This window comes from Bradyrhizobium sp. A11 (assembly GCF_042077125.1).
In the GTDB taxonomy this organism is placed as follows: domain Bacteria; phylum Pseudomonadota; class Alphaproteobacteria; order Rhizobiales; family Xanthobacteraceae; genus Bradyrhizobium; species Bradyrhizobium japonicum_B.
Genome location: NZ_CP149509.1, coordinates 2,786,679 through 2,801,990, shown reverse-complemented (window position 1 = coordinate 2,801,990; position 15,312 = coordinate 2,786,679). Strand labels below are relative to the sequence as shown.

Below are 15,312 nucleotides of genomic sequence, written 5' to 3'. Positions count from 1 at the left end.
TCCCTGCGCTACCATGGGATAACAGAACGCGTGCCCCAATCAGCAGTCAGCCGAGGAGCATATCGATGGAATACCGACGCTTGGGCCGGTCAGGCCTCATGGTGCCTGCTTTGAGCCTAGGAACGGGCACCTTCGGCGGCGTCGGCCGCCTCGCTGCGTGGGGGAGCACGGACGCGACCGAAGCGCGGCGCCTCCTGGACATCTGCCTCGAAGCCGGCGTGTCGATGTTCGACACCGCGAACGTCTATTCGCTGGGCGAGTCCGAGCGCGTGCTCGGCGAAGCCATCAAGGGCCGCCGCGACAAGGTGCTGATCTCGACCAAGGCCACCTTCCGCTTCGGCGACGGCCCCAACGACATCGGCTCGTCGCGGCAGCATCTGCTCGCCGCCATCGACGGTTCGCTGCGCCGGCTCGGCACCGACTACATCGATCTGTTCCAGCTCCACGGCTTCGACGCCTTCACGCCGCCCGAGGAGGTGCTCTCGACGCTCGACGTGCTGGTGCGCGCCGGCAAGATCCGCTACGTCGGCGTCTCGAATTTCTCGGGCTGGCACCTGATGAAGTCGCTCGCACTTGCCGACAAGCACGGCTTTCCGCGCTACGTCGCCAACCAGACCTATTATTCGCTGATCGGGCGCGACTACGAATGGGAGCTGATGCCGCTCGGCCTCGACCAGGGCCTAGGCGCCGTGGTCTGGTCGCCGCTCGGCTGGGGGCGCCTCACCGGCAAGATCCGCCGGGGTCAGCCGAAGCCCGAGGTGAGCCGCCTGCCCAAGACCGCCGAGTTCGGCCCGCCCGTGCCCGACGAGCACGTCTATCGCGTCGTCGAGGCGATCGACGAGGTCGCGAAGGAAACGGGAAAGAGCGTATCGCAGATCGCGCTGAACTGGCTGCTGCAGCGCCCCACGGTGTCGACGCTGATCATCGGCGCGCGCAACGAGGCGCAGCTCCGCGAAAATCTCGGCGCGGTCGGCTGGTCGCTGACCAAGGACCAGGTCGCAAAGCTCGACGCAGCGAGCAAGGTGACGCTGCCCTATCCCTATTGGCACCAGCGGACGACGTTCATCGACCGCAACCCGCCAGCGGTCTAGGAACCGTTGAGCTGCGTCAAGCGCGCTGGCCTCGGCCGTGGCATTCTGCGGCGATCGCGAGGCCCCGATGCGTCAATTTGCCATGAAGGTTCTGTTCACGGCCCTCAGTCTGAGCCGCGCCGCACCGGCGTGGCTGGCCGTTGGCGTTCTATGGAGCACTGCGAGTGAGGCTCTGGACGCCGAGCAGCGGCGCGCAGAAGCAATGCTGCAGCGGATGTGCGCGGAGTGCCATGCGGTCGGCAGGAGCGGCGCGAGCCCAAATGAGCTGGCCCCGCCTTTCCGGACGCTGGGCGAGAACAAACTTTACGATCCCGACTTCGCGCAGCGCCTCCAGGACGGCTACAGCAGCATTCACCGCGCCATGCCGACGGCCCGATTCGGCCGCGACGACGCCGAGGCCGTGGTAAGCTATCTCAGGGCGATTCAGGAGCCGCGGAAGCCGAAATAGCCGCGAACCGGCTGCCGCTCTGGCCGGAACCATCCCGGGCCGGACCAAGTTGCGACCAGCAACCGCATCTCAACCCAACGCGCGTCACGATGTCGTCCACCACGATCGAGCATGTCGACGGCCTGCCGCAGCCGCAGCGCAACCAGGCGGTGCTGACGATCGCGCTCGGCATCGTCATGGCGGTGGTCGACAGCGCCATCGCCAATGTCGCGCTGCCGACGATCGCGGCCGACTTGGACGCGAGTCCGGCCTTCTCGATCTGGATCGTCAACGGCTACCAGCTCGCGATCACGATCTCGCTGCTGCCGCTGGCCTCGCTCGGTGAGATCGTCGGCTATCGCCGCGTCTATCTGGTCGGGCTGGTGCTGTTCACGGTGGCGTCCGCCCTCTGCGCACTGGCGCACACGCTGCCGCTGCTGACAGCCGCACGCATCCTCCAGGGCTTTGGCGCCGCCGGCATCATGAGCGTCAACGCCGCGTTGGTGCGCTTCACCTATCCGCGTCATCTGCTCGGCCGCGGCATCGGGCTCAACGCGCTTGTGGTCGCTTTCTCGGCCGCGGCCGGTCCGACGCTCGCCGCGGGCATCCTCGCGGTCGGAAGCTGGCCCTGGCTGTTCGCCATCAACGTGCCGCTCGGCGCGGTGACGCTGCTGATCGGCTTGCGCAGCCTGCCGCATACCAGGCCCGCCGACCGTTCCTTCGACTGGCAGAGCGCGGGACTTTCCGCGATCACGTTCGGCGTCGGCATCGCAGCGATCGACAGCGTCGGTCATGGCGAGCCGGCGATCGTCTGCCTGATCCAGTTCACCATCGCCATCGTCGCCGGGGCGCTCTTGATCTGGCGCGAAACCCACATGACCTCGCCGCTGCTGCCGGTCGATCTGCTGCGCATCCCGGTGTTCGCGCTGTCGATCGCGACCTCGATCGCCTCGTTCTGCGGACAGATGCTCGCCTTCGTCGCGATCCCCTTCTACCTCCAGAGCCGCTTCGGCTATTCGGCGGTGCATATGGGGCTCCTGATCACGCCATGGCCGATCGCGGTGGCGTTCGCAGCGCCGCTCGCCGGCCGCCTGGTCGAGCGTTATCCGGCCGGCCTGCTCGGCGGCATCGGGCTCACGCTGTTCGCCTGCGGCCTTGCCGCGCTCGCCTTGCTCCCGGCAGACCCGACGCCGTTCGACGTGATCTGGCGCATGGCACTGGCGGGCGCCGGCTTCGGCCTGTTCCAGACCCCCAACAACCGCACCATGATCGCCGCCGCCCCGCGCGAGCGCGCCGGCGGGGCCAGCGGCATGCTGGGGACGGCGCGCCTGCTCGGCCAGACCACCGGCGCAGCGCTGGTGGCGCTGCTGCTCGGCCGCTATCCGATCGAAGGCACCCGATATGCCCTGCTCGCCGGCGTCGGCTTTGCGCTCTGCGGCGCGGTCTTGAGCATGCTGCGGCTGTCCCCGGCCGGCGCGCGCGGCGCCGAGCATGTGCGAGTGCAGGACGATCAGCGCCTGCGCGGCGACTGAAGGCGTCCACCTTCAGGTCCCTGCCATTCCCGTGCACAACCCCTGCGTGGCTTAACTATCCGGACCAATGACCTATTGCCCTCACGCTCCGGTTGCGCTTGATAGAGGCGGGGAATATGGGGGCAGTTCATGCGTTTATTGGGAATTGTGGCGCTCGGCGTCATGCTGGGCGGCTGCGCGTCTGTCACGCGCGGCACGACCGAGAATATCAGCATTTCATCAACACCTTCGGGCGTGGAAGCCGTCGTGAGCGGAATGGAGGTTCCGACCACCTGCACGACGCCCTGCTCCGTGGTCGTCAAGCGGAACGCCGACATTTCGATTACCTTCCAGAAGGAAGGCTATGAACCGCAGATCGTACCACTCAGCCGAGACATCCAGACCGGTGGAGCCGCCGGCTTTGCCGGCAATCTTCTGCTCGGTGGCGTCGTAGGCATGGGCGTCGATGCCGCAACGGGCGCCGCAACCGATCACAAGCCCAACCCGGTCATCGTGACGATGCAGCCGTCGGCCCCTGCCCGCGGCGCACGGCCAGCCGGCCCCCGCAAGCCGCGTCCGCCAGCGGCGACCCCCGAAACCGGAACGTAAGGGACCTGGACCGCTTCAGAATCAAAAAGGCCGGCTTCACAGCCGGCCTTTCGATTCATGATGCGGTCAGATCAAGCCTTGACCAGCGGCCCCTTAGTCGGCCCCTTCGAGCCGCCGGGACCACCCGGCTTGGACTTGCCTGGGGGGCGCTTGCGGGCGCCGGGCAGCTTCTCCTGCTTCGGCGTGACCGGGCCCTCGACGAATTCGAAGCCGATCTTCTCCTTGGTCTCGTCGGCCTCGTCCTTGACCAGAACGACGCGGACGTGACCGCCGCCCTTCAGCTTGCCGAACAGCACCTCGTCGGCCAGCGGCTTCTTGATATGCTCCTGGATCACGCGGGCCATCGGGCGCGCGCCCATCTGCTCGTCGTAACCATGCTGAACCAGCCAGGCCTTGGCGGGCTCGGACAGCTCGATGGTGACGTCGCGGTCGCCGAGCTGCGCTTCGAGCTGAAGCACGAACTTCTCGACCACGGTGCCGATCACCTCGACGCTGAGATGGCCGAACGAGACGATGGCATCGAGACGGTTGCGGAATTCCGGCGCGAACTGCCGGTTGATCGCCTCGTGGTCGTCGCCTTCCCGCTTCGAGCGCGTGAAGCCGAACGCCTGCTTGGCGAGATCGGACGCACCCGCATTCGTGGTCATGATCAGGATCACGTTGCGGAAATTGACCTGCTTGCCGTTGTGGTCGGTGAGCCGGCCGTGGTCCATGATCTGCAGCAGCACGTTGTAGAGATCGGGATGCGCCTTCTCGATCTCGTCGAGCAGCACCACGCAATGCGGATGCTGGTCGACGCCGTCGGTCAAGAGGCCGCCCTGGTCGAAGCCGACATAGCCGGGAGGCGCGCCGATCAGGCGCGACACGGTGTGCCGCTCCATGTATTCGGACATGTCGAAGCGCAGCAGCTCGACGCCGAGGCTCGCCGCGAGTTGCTTGGCGACCTCGGTCTTGCCGACGCCGGTGGGACCAGAGAACAGGTAGCAGCCGATCGGCTTCTCCGGCTCGCGCAGGCCGGCGCGCGCCAGCTTGATCGAAGCGGCGAGCGACTCGATCGCCTTGTCCTGGCCGAACACGGTGCGCTTCAGCGTCGTCTCGAGATGCTTGAGCACCTCGGCATCGTCCTTCGACACGCTCTTCGGCGGGATCCGCGCCATCGAGGCGATCGTGGTCTCGATCTCCTTGATGCCGATGGTCTTCTTGCGCTTGTTCTCGGCCACCAGCATCTGCGCCGCACCGGACTCGTCGATCACGTCGATCGCCTTGTCGGGCAGCTTGCGGTCGTGGATGTAGCGCGAGGAGAGCTGAACGGCGGCTTCGATCGCCTCATTGGTGTACTTCAGCCGGTGATAGTCCTCGAAGTACGGCTTGAGACCCTTGAGGATCGCGATCGCGTCCTCGACCGTCGGCTCGTTGATGTCGATCTTCTGGAAGCGCCGCACCAGCGCGCGGTCCTTCTCGAAGTGCTGGCGATATTCCTTGTAGGTGGTCGAGCCCATGCAGCGGATCGTGCCCGAGGCGAGCGCGGGCTTGAGTAGGTTCGAGGCATCCATCGCCCCGCCCGACGTCGCACCCGCACCGATCACGGTGTGGATTTCGTCGATGAACAGGATGGCGTTGGGATGCGCCTCGAGCTCCTTCAGCACCTGCTTCAGGCGCTCCTCGAAATCGCCGCGATAGCGCGTGCCCGCGAGCAGCGTGCCCATGTCGAGCGAGAACACCGTCGCCGCCGCCAGCACCTCCGGCACTTCGCTGTCGACGATGCGCTTGGCGAGGCCTTCGGCGATGGCGGTCTTGCCGACGCCGGCTTCGCCGACGAACAGCGGGTTGTTCTTCTGCCGGCGGCACAGCACCTGGATCGCGCGGTTGATCTCGGAATTGCGTCCGATCACCGGATCGATCTTGCCGTCGCGCGCCTTCTTGTTGAGGTTGACGCAATAGGTCTCGAGCGCCTCGCCCTTCTTCTTGGCGTCCTCGTTGCCCTTCGCCTCGGTCTCCTCGTCGACGCCGCGAACCGGGCGCGCTTCGGAGACGCCCGGCCGCTTGGCGATGCCGTGGCTGATGTAGTTGACGGCGTCATAGCGCGTCATGTCCTGCTCCTGCAGGAAATACGCGGCATGGCTCTCGCGCTCGGCGAAGATCGCGATCAGCACGTTGGCGCCGGTCACCTCTTCGCGACCGGAGGACTGCACATGGATGACCGCGCGCTGAATCACGCGCTGGAAACCGGCGGTCGGCTTGGCGTCGTCGGCGCCATCGGTCACCAGATTCTCGAATTCGGTCTCAAGATAATTGACGAGGCTCGTACGGAGCTTGTCGAGATCGACGCTACAGGCGCGCATGACGGCGGCTGCATCGGAATCGTCGATCAGGGAGAGCAAGAGATGCTCGAGCGTCGCGTATTGGTGATGACGCTCATTTGCGATCGCCAGCGCACGATGCAGGGATTGTTCAAGGCTTTGGGAAAAAGTCGGCATTCGCGTCCTCTATGGCCCCCACCATCATGGTCGTGATCGCCCGGTCAGGCAACAACAACCTTTGTCACATATAGTTATACAAGATCGCGGCGAAAGACCGGTTCCGCGACTCGGGCGACTCACACTTGAGGCATTTTTCGATGCAAAACCCGTTCCGATCGGGCGGGAGCGGGGCCGGCGCGGAATTCCGTAGTTTTGCCGACTGCGACACACGTGGTGCGCACCGGCGTCACGCGACGCTCATACGGCGACCGACACGAGGGCCCGCATCAAACGCACCGTCTACTTCTTTTCCATCACGCATTGCAGAGGATGCTGGTGCTTGCGGGCGAAATCCATCACCTGCGTCACCTTGGTCTCGGCGATCTCGTAGGTGAACACACCGCACTCCCCGATGCCGTGATGGTGGACGTGAAGCATGATCTTGGTCGCGGCCTCGACATCCTTGTTGAAGAACTTCTCCAGCACGTGGACGACGAATTCCATCGGCGTGTAGTCGTCGTTCAGGATCAACACGCGGTAGAGGTTCGGCCGCTTGGTCTTGGGCTTGACCTTGGTGATGACCGACGTGTTCGGCCCTGACGGGCTGCCCGAACGGTTCTCGTCATTGCTCATGCGAGGAGCGGAGGCAGCGGCTGGCGCGGACAGGTCGAGTCTGGAAGTCAATTGCGGCATGGCTCAGGCGTTCAAATTCCCCACGGAAGCGAATGGCGGTTACCGCGCGACCCCGCCCTTCGGAGCCTGGCGCAGGCGCGCCGCCTTCTTGGATCGCCGCTCCCGACAGATCCGGTCCAAGCCGGATCGTTCGACAGCAATATGGGCCTGCCCCCGGCTCGCCGCAAGCGTGCAAAGGTCCGACCGATGGCCGCGCAAGTCCCGATTCCCGGTCCGGGCGATCCGGACCGAGGTTAATCAATCCGGACCGATTTGACAAAAATTTATGCCTATACCGCTTAGAATCTGTTGACCAGGAACCAAGCCATTTAACACGATTGCGACGTTTCCCCCGGGATACCCCGGTCTTCTACGGTGGGATTTACCAGACATTCAGTGGCGTGGCGCGAAATCGGGCAAAACCACCGATTTCGGGGCTCGTCATGTTTCGCTCGCCGCTCGTCCGCCTGATTGGTCGACACTTCGCCCGCTTCGCGGCGGCCGAGCAAGGCAATATCGCCATGATCTTCGCGATCGCCCTGGTCCCGGTGCTGAGCTTCATCGGGGCCGCAATAGACTATAGCCGCGCCGTCCAGGCCCGCACGTCGATGCAGGCGGCCCTCGACTCCGCCGCTCTGATGCTCTCCAAGGACCTGTCGAACGGCACCATCACCACGTCGCAGCTTGGCACGAAGGCGCAGGCCTATTTCAACGCTCTGTTTACGGCTACGTCCGCCCTGCCCTCGGTCAGCGTCGCGGCCACCTATACGGCCAGCACCAGCATGGGCTCGACGATCCAGCTCACCGGAGCTGGCACCTATACGACCACCTTCATGAAGATCGCCGGCTTTCCGACGCTCGACGTCGGCACCACGTCCACCAGCGCCTGGGGCAACGTCCGCATGCGCGTGGCCCTGGTGCTCGACAATACCGGCTCGATGGCTAGCGACGGCAAGATGGGGGCGATGCAGACGGCGGCGAAGAATCTGGTCGATCAACTCAGCGCGCTCGCCAAGAATCCGGGCGACGTCTACATCTCGATCGTTCCGTTCGCCAAGGACGTCAACGTCGGCGCCAGCAACTACAACAAGAGCTGGATCGATTTCACCGATTGGGATGCCGCCAACGGCAGCTGGAGCTGCACGTCGGGCAATTCCAACAATTGCAACAAATGGAAATGGACGCCGGCGAACCGCAATACCTGGACCGGTTGCGTGGTCGATCGCGATCAGGACTACGACACCAAGAACACCACGCCGACGAGCGGCAATGTGGGCACGCTGTTCCCGGCCGAACAGTACTCCTACTGCAACACGGCCAGCTGGTCCTACCTGCAACCGATCATGCCGTTGAGCTACGACTGGACCGCGCTCAAGGGCCGGATCGACGCCATGAAGCCCACGGGCAACACCAACCAGGGCATCGGCCTCGCCTGGGGATGGATGACGCTGTCGACCGGCGATCCCATGAACGCCCCGGCCAAGGACACCAACTACACCTACAAGGACGCGATCGTGCTGCTGTCCGACGGCCTCAATACGCAGAACCGCTGGTATAACAACGCGGCGCAGATCGACGCGCGGCAGAAGAAGCTGTGCGACAACGCCAAGGCCCAGCCTTCCAACATCACGATCTACACGGTGCAGGTGAACACCGGCAGCGATCCGACCTCGAGCGTGCTGCAATATTGCGCCAGCGGGACCGACAAGTTCTACCTGGTCACGTCGGCCAGCCAGACCGCATCGGTGTTCAAGGACATCGGCACCTCGCTGTCGAAGCTGCGCGTGGCGCGCTGACCGATTGACCGCAGCAAACAAAAAGCCCGGCTGGATCAGCCGGGCTTTCGATTCCAAGATGTCCTGAAAGCGTTACTGGGCGGCCGGGGTAAACTTCGACACGATGGTCTCGACCGGCTTGAACGCCTGCTTGGCGAGGTCGCTGTAGAGGCCGGCGATCTTCTGCGATTCCGCAACGAAGGTCTCGTAGGCGGAACGGGCGAAATCGGTCTGCGCTTCCATGGCCTTGTCCAGCGACTTCACGCCGGAAAGCTTCTCGACGAAGGACTTGGTGTCCTCGAACGACTTCTTGGTGTAGTCGCCATAGGCACTGGCGATCGCCTGGAGGCCGTGCTGCACCGAGGTCGCGGAAGCAACGCACTGCTCGAACTGCTCTTTCCCGTAGCTCTGAAAGTCTTCAACCTTGAACATTCCGGAATCCTTTTCCCTGGCTTTCGTCGGAAGCCCCGGCTCCCTGACTCTGCTCATAATTAGTGCAACGCACAAATAAGTCAAGAATATTTGTGCGACGCACAAAATTTGGCATCATTCGCGCCAATTCCCGGGGTTTCCCGCAAGGTTTCCTTAAGCTTTTGGAAACCGCGGACCCCTACCCTGATTCCCGGACGTGGTCAGCTTCCGAAGACGGTCGAAAGCCGTTTGAGAACATCACCTTAGCCAGAATAGCGGCTCAGGTCCAACGCCCCCCGCGGCGAACACCAGCGGAGGGACAGCCTGAGCAGGTAGTGATCCCGGGTCCGTTGGGCACAATTTCGCCTCACGAGCCGGTGATCTAGTCAGAAACGGGGACGGGGTTCCATGCTTCGTAAAAACTTGTCTGCCTCGCGCTTGGCGCGGGTTGGCGTTTTTGGGCTTCTCACCATCACCAGCGCGGTCATCTTCACCATCGATGCCGCCGAGGCACGGCGCCATCGCCGGCACTACGTGCACCATCGGGTGCAGCGCGATGTATCCGAGAGCTCCAGCTCGAAATTCGCGTCCATCATCGTCGACGGCAATTCCGGTGCGGTGCTGCAGGCAACCAGCCCTGACGCAATCCGCCACCCCGCCTCGTTGACCAAGATCATGACGCTCTATCTGCTGTTCGAGCGCCTTGAGTCCGGCAAGATGAAGCTCGACACCGAGATGCCGGTGTCCAAGCACGCGGCCGACCAGGATCCGACCAAGCTGAACCTGCGTGCCGGCCAGACCATTCGTGTCGAGGACGCGATCAAGGGTCTCGTCACCCGCTCCGCCAACGACGCCGCGGTGGTGATCGCGGAAGCGATCGCCGGCGACGAGGACGACTTCGCCCAGATGATGACGCGCAAGGCGCGCGCGCTCGGCATGTCCAAGACGGTGTACCGCAACGCCAACGGCCTTCCCAACGACGAGCAGGTCACGACCGCGCGCGATCAAGCCACGCTCGGCCGCGCCATCCAGGAGCGCTTCCCGCGCTACTATCGCTATTTCGCGACCTCCACGTTCAACTGGCGTGGACAGTCGATCCGCAATCACAATCACCTGCTCGGCAGCGTCGAGGGCGTGGACGGCATCAAGACCGGCTACACCCGCGCCTCCGGCTTCAACCTCGTCAGCTCGATGCGGCGCGGCAACCGCCATCTGATCGGCGTCGTGCTGGGCGGCCGCAGCGGCGGCTCGCGCGATGCCATCATGCGCAACCTGCTCGCGGAGAATCTCGAGAAGGGTGCGACGGTCCACACCGTTGCCGCGGTCACCGAGCGCAACGGCGCCGACACCGCGACCGCTGTTGCCGCCGCCTCGGATATACAGCCGGCCCGTCCCGCGCTGCCGGTCCAGGCAGCGGCCCCTGCTCCCGAGCCTGCCCCGTCTCGTCTCGCTGCCCGCCTCGCGACGCTGGCCGCCGCGACGGCCGCGGTGCCGCCGGCCCCGACCAGGCCGGAAACCAGCAAGCCTGAGGTTCGGCCGACGGAATCCAGGGTCGAGCCCGCGCCGCTCACCAATGGCGTGATCTCGAGCCAGCCGCTCTCCATCATTCCCGGCTCGTCCGAGCCGATGAAGCCGGTCCGGGTCAAGACGGTTCAGGTCAAGGCCGGCCCGGTGAAGGTCGCCTCCGCCGCCCCAGCCCCGGTCCAGGTCGGCCCGCCCGTCACCAATGCCATTCCGTCCCGCTCCGACGTCGCGGAAACTTCCGGCGCCGTCGTCGCCCGGGCCGACCTCATCAACAAGCCCGAGATCGCCAGCCAACCGGAAGCACCGAAGGCCGAGATCGCCCGCGCCGAGCTGCCGCGGCAGCCGGCCGGCTTCGGCACCGGCAACGGGATCCTCGGCGTGCTGCCGGCCGCAACGGCCGCCGCGCCCGCCCATACCCATACCCCTGCCCCTGCCGCTCCGAAGCTCGCCTCGGCCGATCCGATGCCGGTCCAGATGAGCGCCACCACCAAGCCTGCCGTCACCCACAGCGGCTGGATCGTCCAGGTCGGCGCACTCGAGAGCGAGAACGAAGCCCAGCAGCGCATCGACGCCGCGCGCAGCTCGGCCCGCGGCTTGCTCAGCAAGGCCGATCCGTTCACCGAGCCCGTCGTCGCCAAGGACAATCGCAAGCTCTATCGCGCCCGTTTCGCCGGGCTCGAGCGCGACCAGGCCGAGGCGGTCTGCCGCACCCTGAAGCGCGCCGAGATTTCCTGCATCACCGTCCGCAACTGATCTCGCTTCCCGTTCCAGACGAAATGCCCGCGCCTTGCGCGGGCATTTTCGTTTTGGGGACGCGTTCGTGATGCGGAGACGGTGGCGCGATCGCGACGAGGCCGCTCCGCGACAACCTCTCGTCAAGAATTTACGGTTAAAACTTTGCTCAAGGGATCGACCACGCCGGAATGGCGGGCATCGGGGCGACGGCAAACGGAGCAAGCGGAGCTCACACGGTACGGGCGTTTGTGGCGTGGTGCCGGAGTTAGCCGTTATGCGTACGAAGCAGAGTATCCTTGGCCTCGTTTACCCGGGCAGCGAGATAGTTCGAGCCCCCCTGGTCGGGATGGAGTTTCTTCATCAGGGACTTGTGCGCCCGGGTGATGTCGTCACGCCCCGCGCCCGGCGGCAGGCCAAGGATCTGATAGGCCTCCTCCGCCGTCATTTTGCCGCTCGCCGTCGTGCGGCGCTGCCCCCCTGCCGCATCGCCCTGCGCGTTCTGACGCCAAGCGGGAAACCGGCGGTCCAGATAGCTTTCAAGTAGGGCCACGCTCTCGGCGTCGAAGGTCGGGACCATCGCCAGCAGGCTCGCAAGATCGAACTCGCCGAGATCGCGCCCGGCATGAGGCCCGGCGACGATCTGTCCGCCGAGCTGGCCGGAATCGTGGTCGAGCCGCATATCCAGAAATTGCGAGCGCACGCGCGAGGTCTGCCCTGATGAGGGCGCGGCACCGCCGCCGCCGAACAGCCCGCCGATATTGCCGAAGCCGGTGTTTGCCAGCGGGGTCCAGCCCAATAGCCCGGCGCCGAAAATCCCCAGCGGAATCGCCACCGCCAGCTCGCCGCGCAGGCCCGTGAACGCCGCGACCGCCAGCGCCAGCACGCCGCCGCCAAATCTGACGGCGCGCGCCAGCACCGCCGGGTTGGCGGCGCGGAACATCTGGAGCAGCAGGTAGAGCGTGATAACGGCGACAGCGCCGGCGAGCAGAGTCATGGCGGGAATATAGTCGCCCTCGCGGCAAAATGCATGGCGCACGCCGCCACGAGCCGGGACAGCTGAACGCCTATTTCATCTGACTGATCAGCCTGGCCGCGCCGCTTGCGGACGCCGCCAATCGCAACAAGGCCTCGCGGCCGCCGGCGGCATAGGCCGCGGCTGCCCGCAGCAGCTCGCGCAGCTGCGCCGCCGCGCCCGGATCGAACCGGCACCAGGCACCGCCGGTCAGGCGCGCGATCTCGCGAAAGGCCTGTTCGGCGACCGCGTCATGACCTTCCTGAAACACGAACACGGGCACCTTGAGCATGCCGAGCTCGCCGGCCTTGGCGCAGAGCTCGTCGACGTTCTCCTCCATGGCATCGCCGACGAAGACGACAGCCCGCACGCCCGACGCGATCGCTTCGCGTCGCACCTCCGTCAGCACCTTGCCGATCTGGGTATCGCCGCCGCGGCAATCGATCCTGCTCATCAACGCCGCAAGCCGGGCGCTGTCGGAGATCCAGCCCGTGGCGCGGCACTCGTTCAGGCCGCGATAATAGACCAGCCGGATATCCAGGCTGCCGAGGGCGGCGGTCTCGCGAAACATGTCGGCCTGAAGCGCGCAGGCCATGTCCCAGGTGGGCTGCCGGCTCATCGTCGCATCCAATGCGAAGATCAGCCGCCCCTTCGCGCCCGGCGCGTGGGGTGACAGCGCCCGCGCCTTGGCGACGAAAGCGGCGATATCATCCGCGGTCGACGTTCCCGCCTGCGGCAGCGCGCCGCCCGCGTCTGCCGAGACGGCATCGCCGCCGCGCGGCTTGATGGGTTCGCCCGACATCCCTTGACCCTTACGTGGACAATTAATGTGGTCAGCGCGGGCGGCCCGGTCAATGTGCAAAGCCCCCGCGGACGGAGCCGGCGGGGGCTTTGCGAATGCGGCGGACGATGAGCGCTAACGCATCAGCTCTTGGCAGGCGCCATCAGCGCGACCGGACCAGGCTCGAGCACATTGGGCGGCGAGGATTGCGTATCGACCGGCGCGATCTCGCTATCGGTCGCACTCAGGAATTTGTCGAGCATGCTCTGGATCGAGCTCTTCGCAACATCCGGACCAGTGTCGCGCATGTCGTTATGCTGGAATTCGGTCTTCACGACCTGAATGCCCGCCTTCTCGCACTCCTCGTCGGTCGGGATCACGCCCGCATCAGCCTTGAACTGCGGATCCTGCGAGCGGAACGAGAGGATCTTGAACTTGCCGGCGGTGACGAAGGGCACGCGCAGATTGTCGAGCGTGACGACCTTCTTGACCTCGTCCGGATAGTGCTTGGCGAAGTACATCGTGATGTCGCCGCCCATGGAGTGACCGACCATCGTCACCTTGGCGTAGTCGGCATTGGGCTGAATCTTCTTCAACTCCTGCATGGCGTAATGGATGTTGGCAACGCCGCGCAGGATCTGCGGCAGCCGGCCGACATAGAGCTCACCGGGCTTGGTGACCATCGGAGGATCGGTCGGCAAATCGTGCTGCGGGCTGACGACCATGTAGCCGCGCGCAGCGAAGATGTTGGCGAGGAAGCCGTACTCGGTGTTCTTGACCGTATTGCCGTGATTGATCACCGCGACCGGCAGCGTGATCATGCCGGCATTGGCCTGCATTTCCTTGTCGCGGCGCACCGCAACGTAGACCGGCACGGGACGATTGTCGCGCGAGGCGTCGTAGAAGGTGATGGTCTCGTGCTTGATCGCCCACTTGCTCGCCGTGAAATAGGCGATGCCGCAGAGGGCACTGACCGAAACCAGAACGGCAATTCCACGCTTCATTTTCTTCCTCAGCCTCAGGCGCTTATGGCCTGAATCCCTGTTGAAAATCGTGTTCTCCGGGGCTCTCCGTCCCCTCGTCGCCTATCGCTAATATATGTCACAGGCGCGTGACAGGAAGGCCAAATATTGTGAACCGGCAGCCCTTTCGTTGTGCGGCGCACACGTTTTCTGAGCACCTGTATCCAGCGACCACGTGGGACGCAGCTCACCATCCGACGCAGCCGGTATTGGTCGGGTTCAATTTCACGGTAAACGTCAAATAAAAACGGCCGAACGCCGTGACAGTTCCAGGAGGAACCCGGCGGTCAGATCAATCGAAAGTAGCGATATACCGCCTCAGGCGCCGAGGATGTCGTGGACCTCGAGCGGCTTGTCGATCTGGTTGAACCATTCGGCCCGGTTGGCGGCGCGGCGGCGGCCGCGCTCGTCGAGCGGCAGCTTGAGCTGACGCAGCAGGCTCGTCACCTCTTCCCGAGCGGTGAGATGGCCGAGATTGGGCCGCATGCCGAGCGTGGCCTCGTCGATCTCGTCGAGGGCGGTCAGGCCGCGCGGGAAGAATTCGCGATAGACGACGCGCTCGGCGAAGCCATCGACGTAGCGGAAGCCGAGCCGCAGCGACAGATCCTTCAGCCCCTCGGCGACCAGCTGCTTGTTGCGGGAGCCGAGCATCGACAGGCGGTTGCGCACGACGATCCAGTCGGTGGTCGAGCCGTCGAGCTGGCGGCGCTTGCGCCGGACGTCGCGCACCATCTCGGCGTAGTGGCTCTCACCGGTCACCGCGTAGCTGGCGGGATCGACGGTGCCGAGCACGTCGAAATCGAGGAAGCTGTCGTTGATCGGCGTGACCAGCGTGTCGGCCATCGAATGCGCAAGCCGCATCAGGTAGCTGTCGGTGCCCGGCGTATCGATGACGATGAAGTCGAAACTGCTCTCGACCGCCGAGACCGCCTCCATGAACTGCTGGAACTCGGAATTCTCGTTGTCGGCGATCTGCATGGTCTCGCCGAGCTTGATGCAGCGATGCACCGGCAGTTCGAGGTCGAGCTTGGTGCGGCGGGCCCAGGCGGCGCGGTTGTTGATGTAGTGGGTGAAGCTCTGCTGACGGCAGTCAAGGTCAATGGTGGCGACGCGCTGGCCGGCCTTCAGGAGCGCAACGGCGATGTGCAGGGCGGTGGTCGACTTGCCGGAGCCGCCCTTCTCGTTGCCGAGCACGACAACATGTGCCGAGCCGGATTGGCCTTGGCTAGCCTGCACAAGCATGGCGATCCTCAACACCCCTGAAGAATATCTTCGAGTTGGCC

At 64.9% G+C, this 15,312-nt stretch carries 13 protein-coding genes; 6 read left to right on the top strand and 7 right to left on the bottom strand.

Annotated elements, in window-relative coordinates; all coding sequences use genetic code 11:
- Positions 1 to 65: 65 nt before the first annotated feature.
- The 4 genes from WI560_RS12870 to WI560_RS12855 all read left to right on the top strand — a co-directional run bounded on the left by WI560_RS12870 (position 66) and on the right by WI560_RS12855 (position 3,638).
- Positions 66 to 1,091 carry an aldo/keto reductase gene (locus tag WI560_RS12870; protein WP_375308305.1) on the top strand — a complete coding sequence of 342 codons (1,026 nt, stop codon included), beginning with the start codon at positions 66 to 68 and terminating at the stop codon, positions 1,089 to 1,091.
- A gap of 67 nt (positions 1,092 to 1,158) precedes the next feature.
- Positions 1,159 to 1,539, top strand: a complete 381-nt coding sequence (locus WI560_RS12865; protein ID WP_375308304.1) for a c-type cytochrome — start codon at positions 1,159 to 1,161, stop codon at positions 1,537 to 1,539.
- An 89-nt stretch (positions 1,540 to 1,628) separates the two neighbouring features.
- The gene (locus tag WI560_RS12860; RefSeq protein ID WP_375308303.1) at positions 1,629 to 3,050 is read left to right on the top strand and encodes an MFS transporter; all 1,422 of its coding nucleotides are present in this window, start codon (positions 1,629 to 1,631) and stop codon (positions 3,048 to 3,050) included.
- 129 nt (positions 3,051 to 3,179) lie between these two features.
- Entirely contained in the window at positions 3,180 to 3,638 is a 459-nt protein-coding gene (locus tag WI560_RS12855; protein WP_375308302.1) for a PEGA domain-containing protein, read from the top strand.
- Between the two features lie 71 nt (positions 3,639 to 3,709).
- Here the strand turns inward: WI560_RS12855 and clpA are convergent, their stop codons facing one another.
- Together clpA and clpS are read right to left on the bottom strand one after the other, a co-directional pair.
- Positions 3,710 to 6,115, bottom strand: a complete 2,406-nt coding sequence (clpA, locus tag WI560_RS12850; RefSeq protein WP_028135887.1) for an ATP-dependent Clp protease ATP-binding subunit ClpA — start codon at positions 6,113 to 6,115, stop codon at positions 3,710 to 3,712.
- 282 nt (positions 6,116 to 6,397) lie between these two features.
- Positions 6,398 to 6,730 carry an ATP-dependent Clp protease adapter ClpS gene (gene clpS / locus WI560_RS12845; protein ID WP_028135886.1) on the bottom strand — a complete coding sequence of 111 codons (333 nt, stop codon included), beginning with the start codon at positions 6,728 to 6,730 and terminating at the stop codon, positions 6,398 to 6,400.
- Positions 6,731 to 7,212: 482 nt separating this feature from the next.
- Between clpS and WI560_RS12840 the strand changes: the two genes are divergently transcribed.
- Positions 7,213 to 8,565, top strand: a complete 1,353-nt coding sequence (locus WI560_RS12840; protein ID WP_375308301.1) for a pilus assembly protein TadG-related protein — start codon at positions 7,213 to 7,215, stop codon at positions 8,563 to 8,565.
- A gap of 72 nt (positions 8,566 to 8,637) precedes the next feature.
- Here WI560_RS12840 and WI560_RS12835 read toward each other — a convergent pair whose 3' ends face one another.
- On the bottom strand, positions 8,638 to 8,976 hold the full coding sequence (locus tag WI560_RS12835; protein WP_028135884.1) for a phasin family protein: 339 nt from the start codon (positions 8,974 to 8,976) through the stop codon (positions 8,638 to 8,640).
- Positions 8,977 to 9,363: 387 nt separating this feature from the next.
- On the opposite strand from WI560_RS12835, the gene WI560_RS12830 reads away from it, so the two are divergent.
- A complete protein-coding gene (locus WI560_RS12830; RefSeq protein WP_375308300.1) occupies positions 9,364 to 11,232 on the top strand; it encodes a D-alanyl-D-alanine carboxypeptidase in 1,869 nt (622 codons plus the stop codon).
- Between the two features lie 247 nt (positions 11,233 to 11,479).
- Here WI560_RS12830 and WI560_RS12825 read toward each other — a convergent pair whose 3' ends face one another.
- The 4 genes from WI560_RS12825 to WI560_RS12810 all read right to left on the bottom strand — a co-directional run bounded on the left by WI560_RS12825 (position 11,480) and on the right by WI560_RS12810 (position 15,271).
- Positions 11,480 to 12,208, bottom strand: coding sequence for a DnaJ domain-containing protein (locus WI560_RS12825; protein WP_375308299.1), 729 nt, complete (start codon positions 12,206 to 12,208; stop codon positions 11,480 to 11,482).
- Positions 12,209 to 12,278: 70 nt separating this feature from the next.
- A complete protein-coding gene (locus WI560_RS12820) occupies positions 12,279 to 13,028 on the bottom strand; it encodes a hypothetical protein (RefSeq protein WP_028135881.1) in 750 nt (249 codons plus the stop codon).
- Positions 13,029 to 13,150: 122 nt separating this feature from the next.
- Positions 13,151 to 14,011 carry an alpha/beta fold hydrolase gene (locus WI560_RS12815; RefSeq protein WP_028135880.1) on the bottom strand — a complete coding sequence of 287 codons (861 nt, stop codon included), beginning with the start codon at positions 14,009 to 14,011 and terminating at the stop codon, positions 13,151 to 13,153.
- 336 nt (positions 14,012 to 14,347) lie between these two features.
- Entirely contained in the window at positions 14,348 to 15,271 is a 924-nt protein-coding gene (locus WI560_RS12810) for a division plane positioning ATPase MipZ (RefSeq protein WP_028135879.1), read from the bottom strand.
- Positions 15,272 to 15,312: the final 41 nt, after the last annotated feature.

Coding starts and splice junctions, on each gene's coding strand:
- WI560_RS12870 (WP_375308305.1), top strand. CDS start 66: ATGGAATACCGACGCTTGGGCCGGTCAGGCCTCATGGTGCCTGCTTTG.
- WI560_RS12865 (WP_375308304.1), top strand. CDS start 1,159: ATGCGTCAATTTGCCATGAAGGTTCTGTTCACGGCCCTCAGTCTGAGC.
- WI560_RS12860 (WP_375308303.1), top strand. CDS start 1,629: ATGTCGTCCACCACGATCGAGCATGTCGACGGCCTGCCGCAGCCGCAG.
- WI560_RS12855 (WP_375308302.1), top strand. CDS start 3,180: ATGCGTTTATTGGGAATTGTGGCGCTCGGCGTCATGCTGGGCGGCTGC.
- clpA (WP_028135887.1), bottom strand. CDS start 6,115: ATGCCGACTTTTTCCCAAAGCCTTGAACAATCCCTGCATCGTGCGCTG.
- clpS (WP_028135886.1), bottom strand. CDS start 6,730: ATGAGCAATGACGAGAACCGTTCGGGCAGCCCGTCAGGGCCGAACACG.
- WI560_RS12840 (WP_375308301.1), top strand. CDS start 7,213: ATGTTTCGCTCGCCGCTCGTCCGCCTGATTGGTCGACACTTCGCCCGC.
- WI560_RS12835 (WP_028135884.1), bottom strand. CDS start 8,976: ATGTTCAAGGTTGAAGACTTTCAGAGCTACGGGAAAGAGCAGTTCGAG.
- WI560_RS12830 (WP_375308300.1), top strand. CDS start 9,364: ATGCTTCGTAAAAACTTGTCTGCCTCGCGCTTGGCGCGGGTTGGCGTT.
- WI560_RS12825 (WP_375308299.1), bottom strand. CDS start 12,208: ATGACTCTGCTCGCCGGCGCTGTCGCCGTTATCACGCTCTACCTGCTG.
- WI560_RS12820 (WP_028135881.1), bottom strand. CDS start 13,028: ATGTCGGGCGAACCCATCAAGCCGCGCGGCGGCGATGCCGTCTCGGCA.
- WI560_RS12815 (WP_028135880.1), bottom strand. CDS start 14,011: ATGAAGCGTGGAATTGCCGTTCTGGTTTCGGTCAGTGCCCTCTGCGGC.
- WI560_RS12810 (WP_028135879.1), bottom strand. CDS start 15,271: ATGCTTGTGCAGGCTAGCCAAGGCCAATCCGGCTCGGCACATGTTGTC.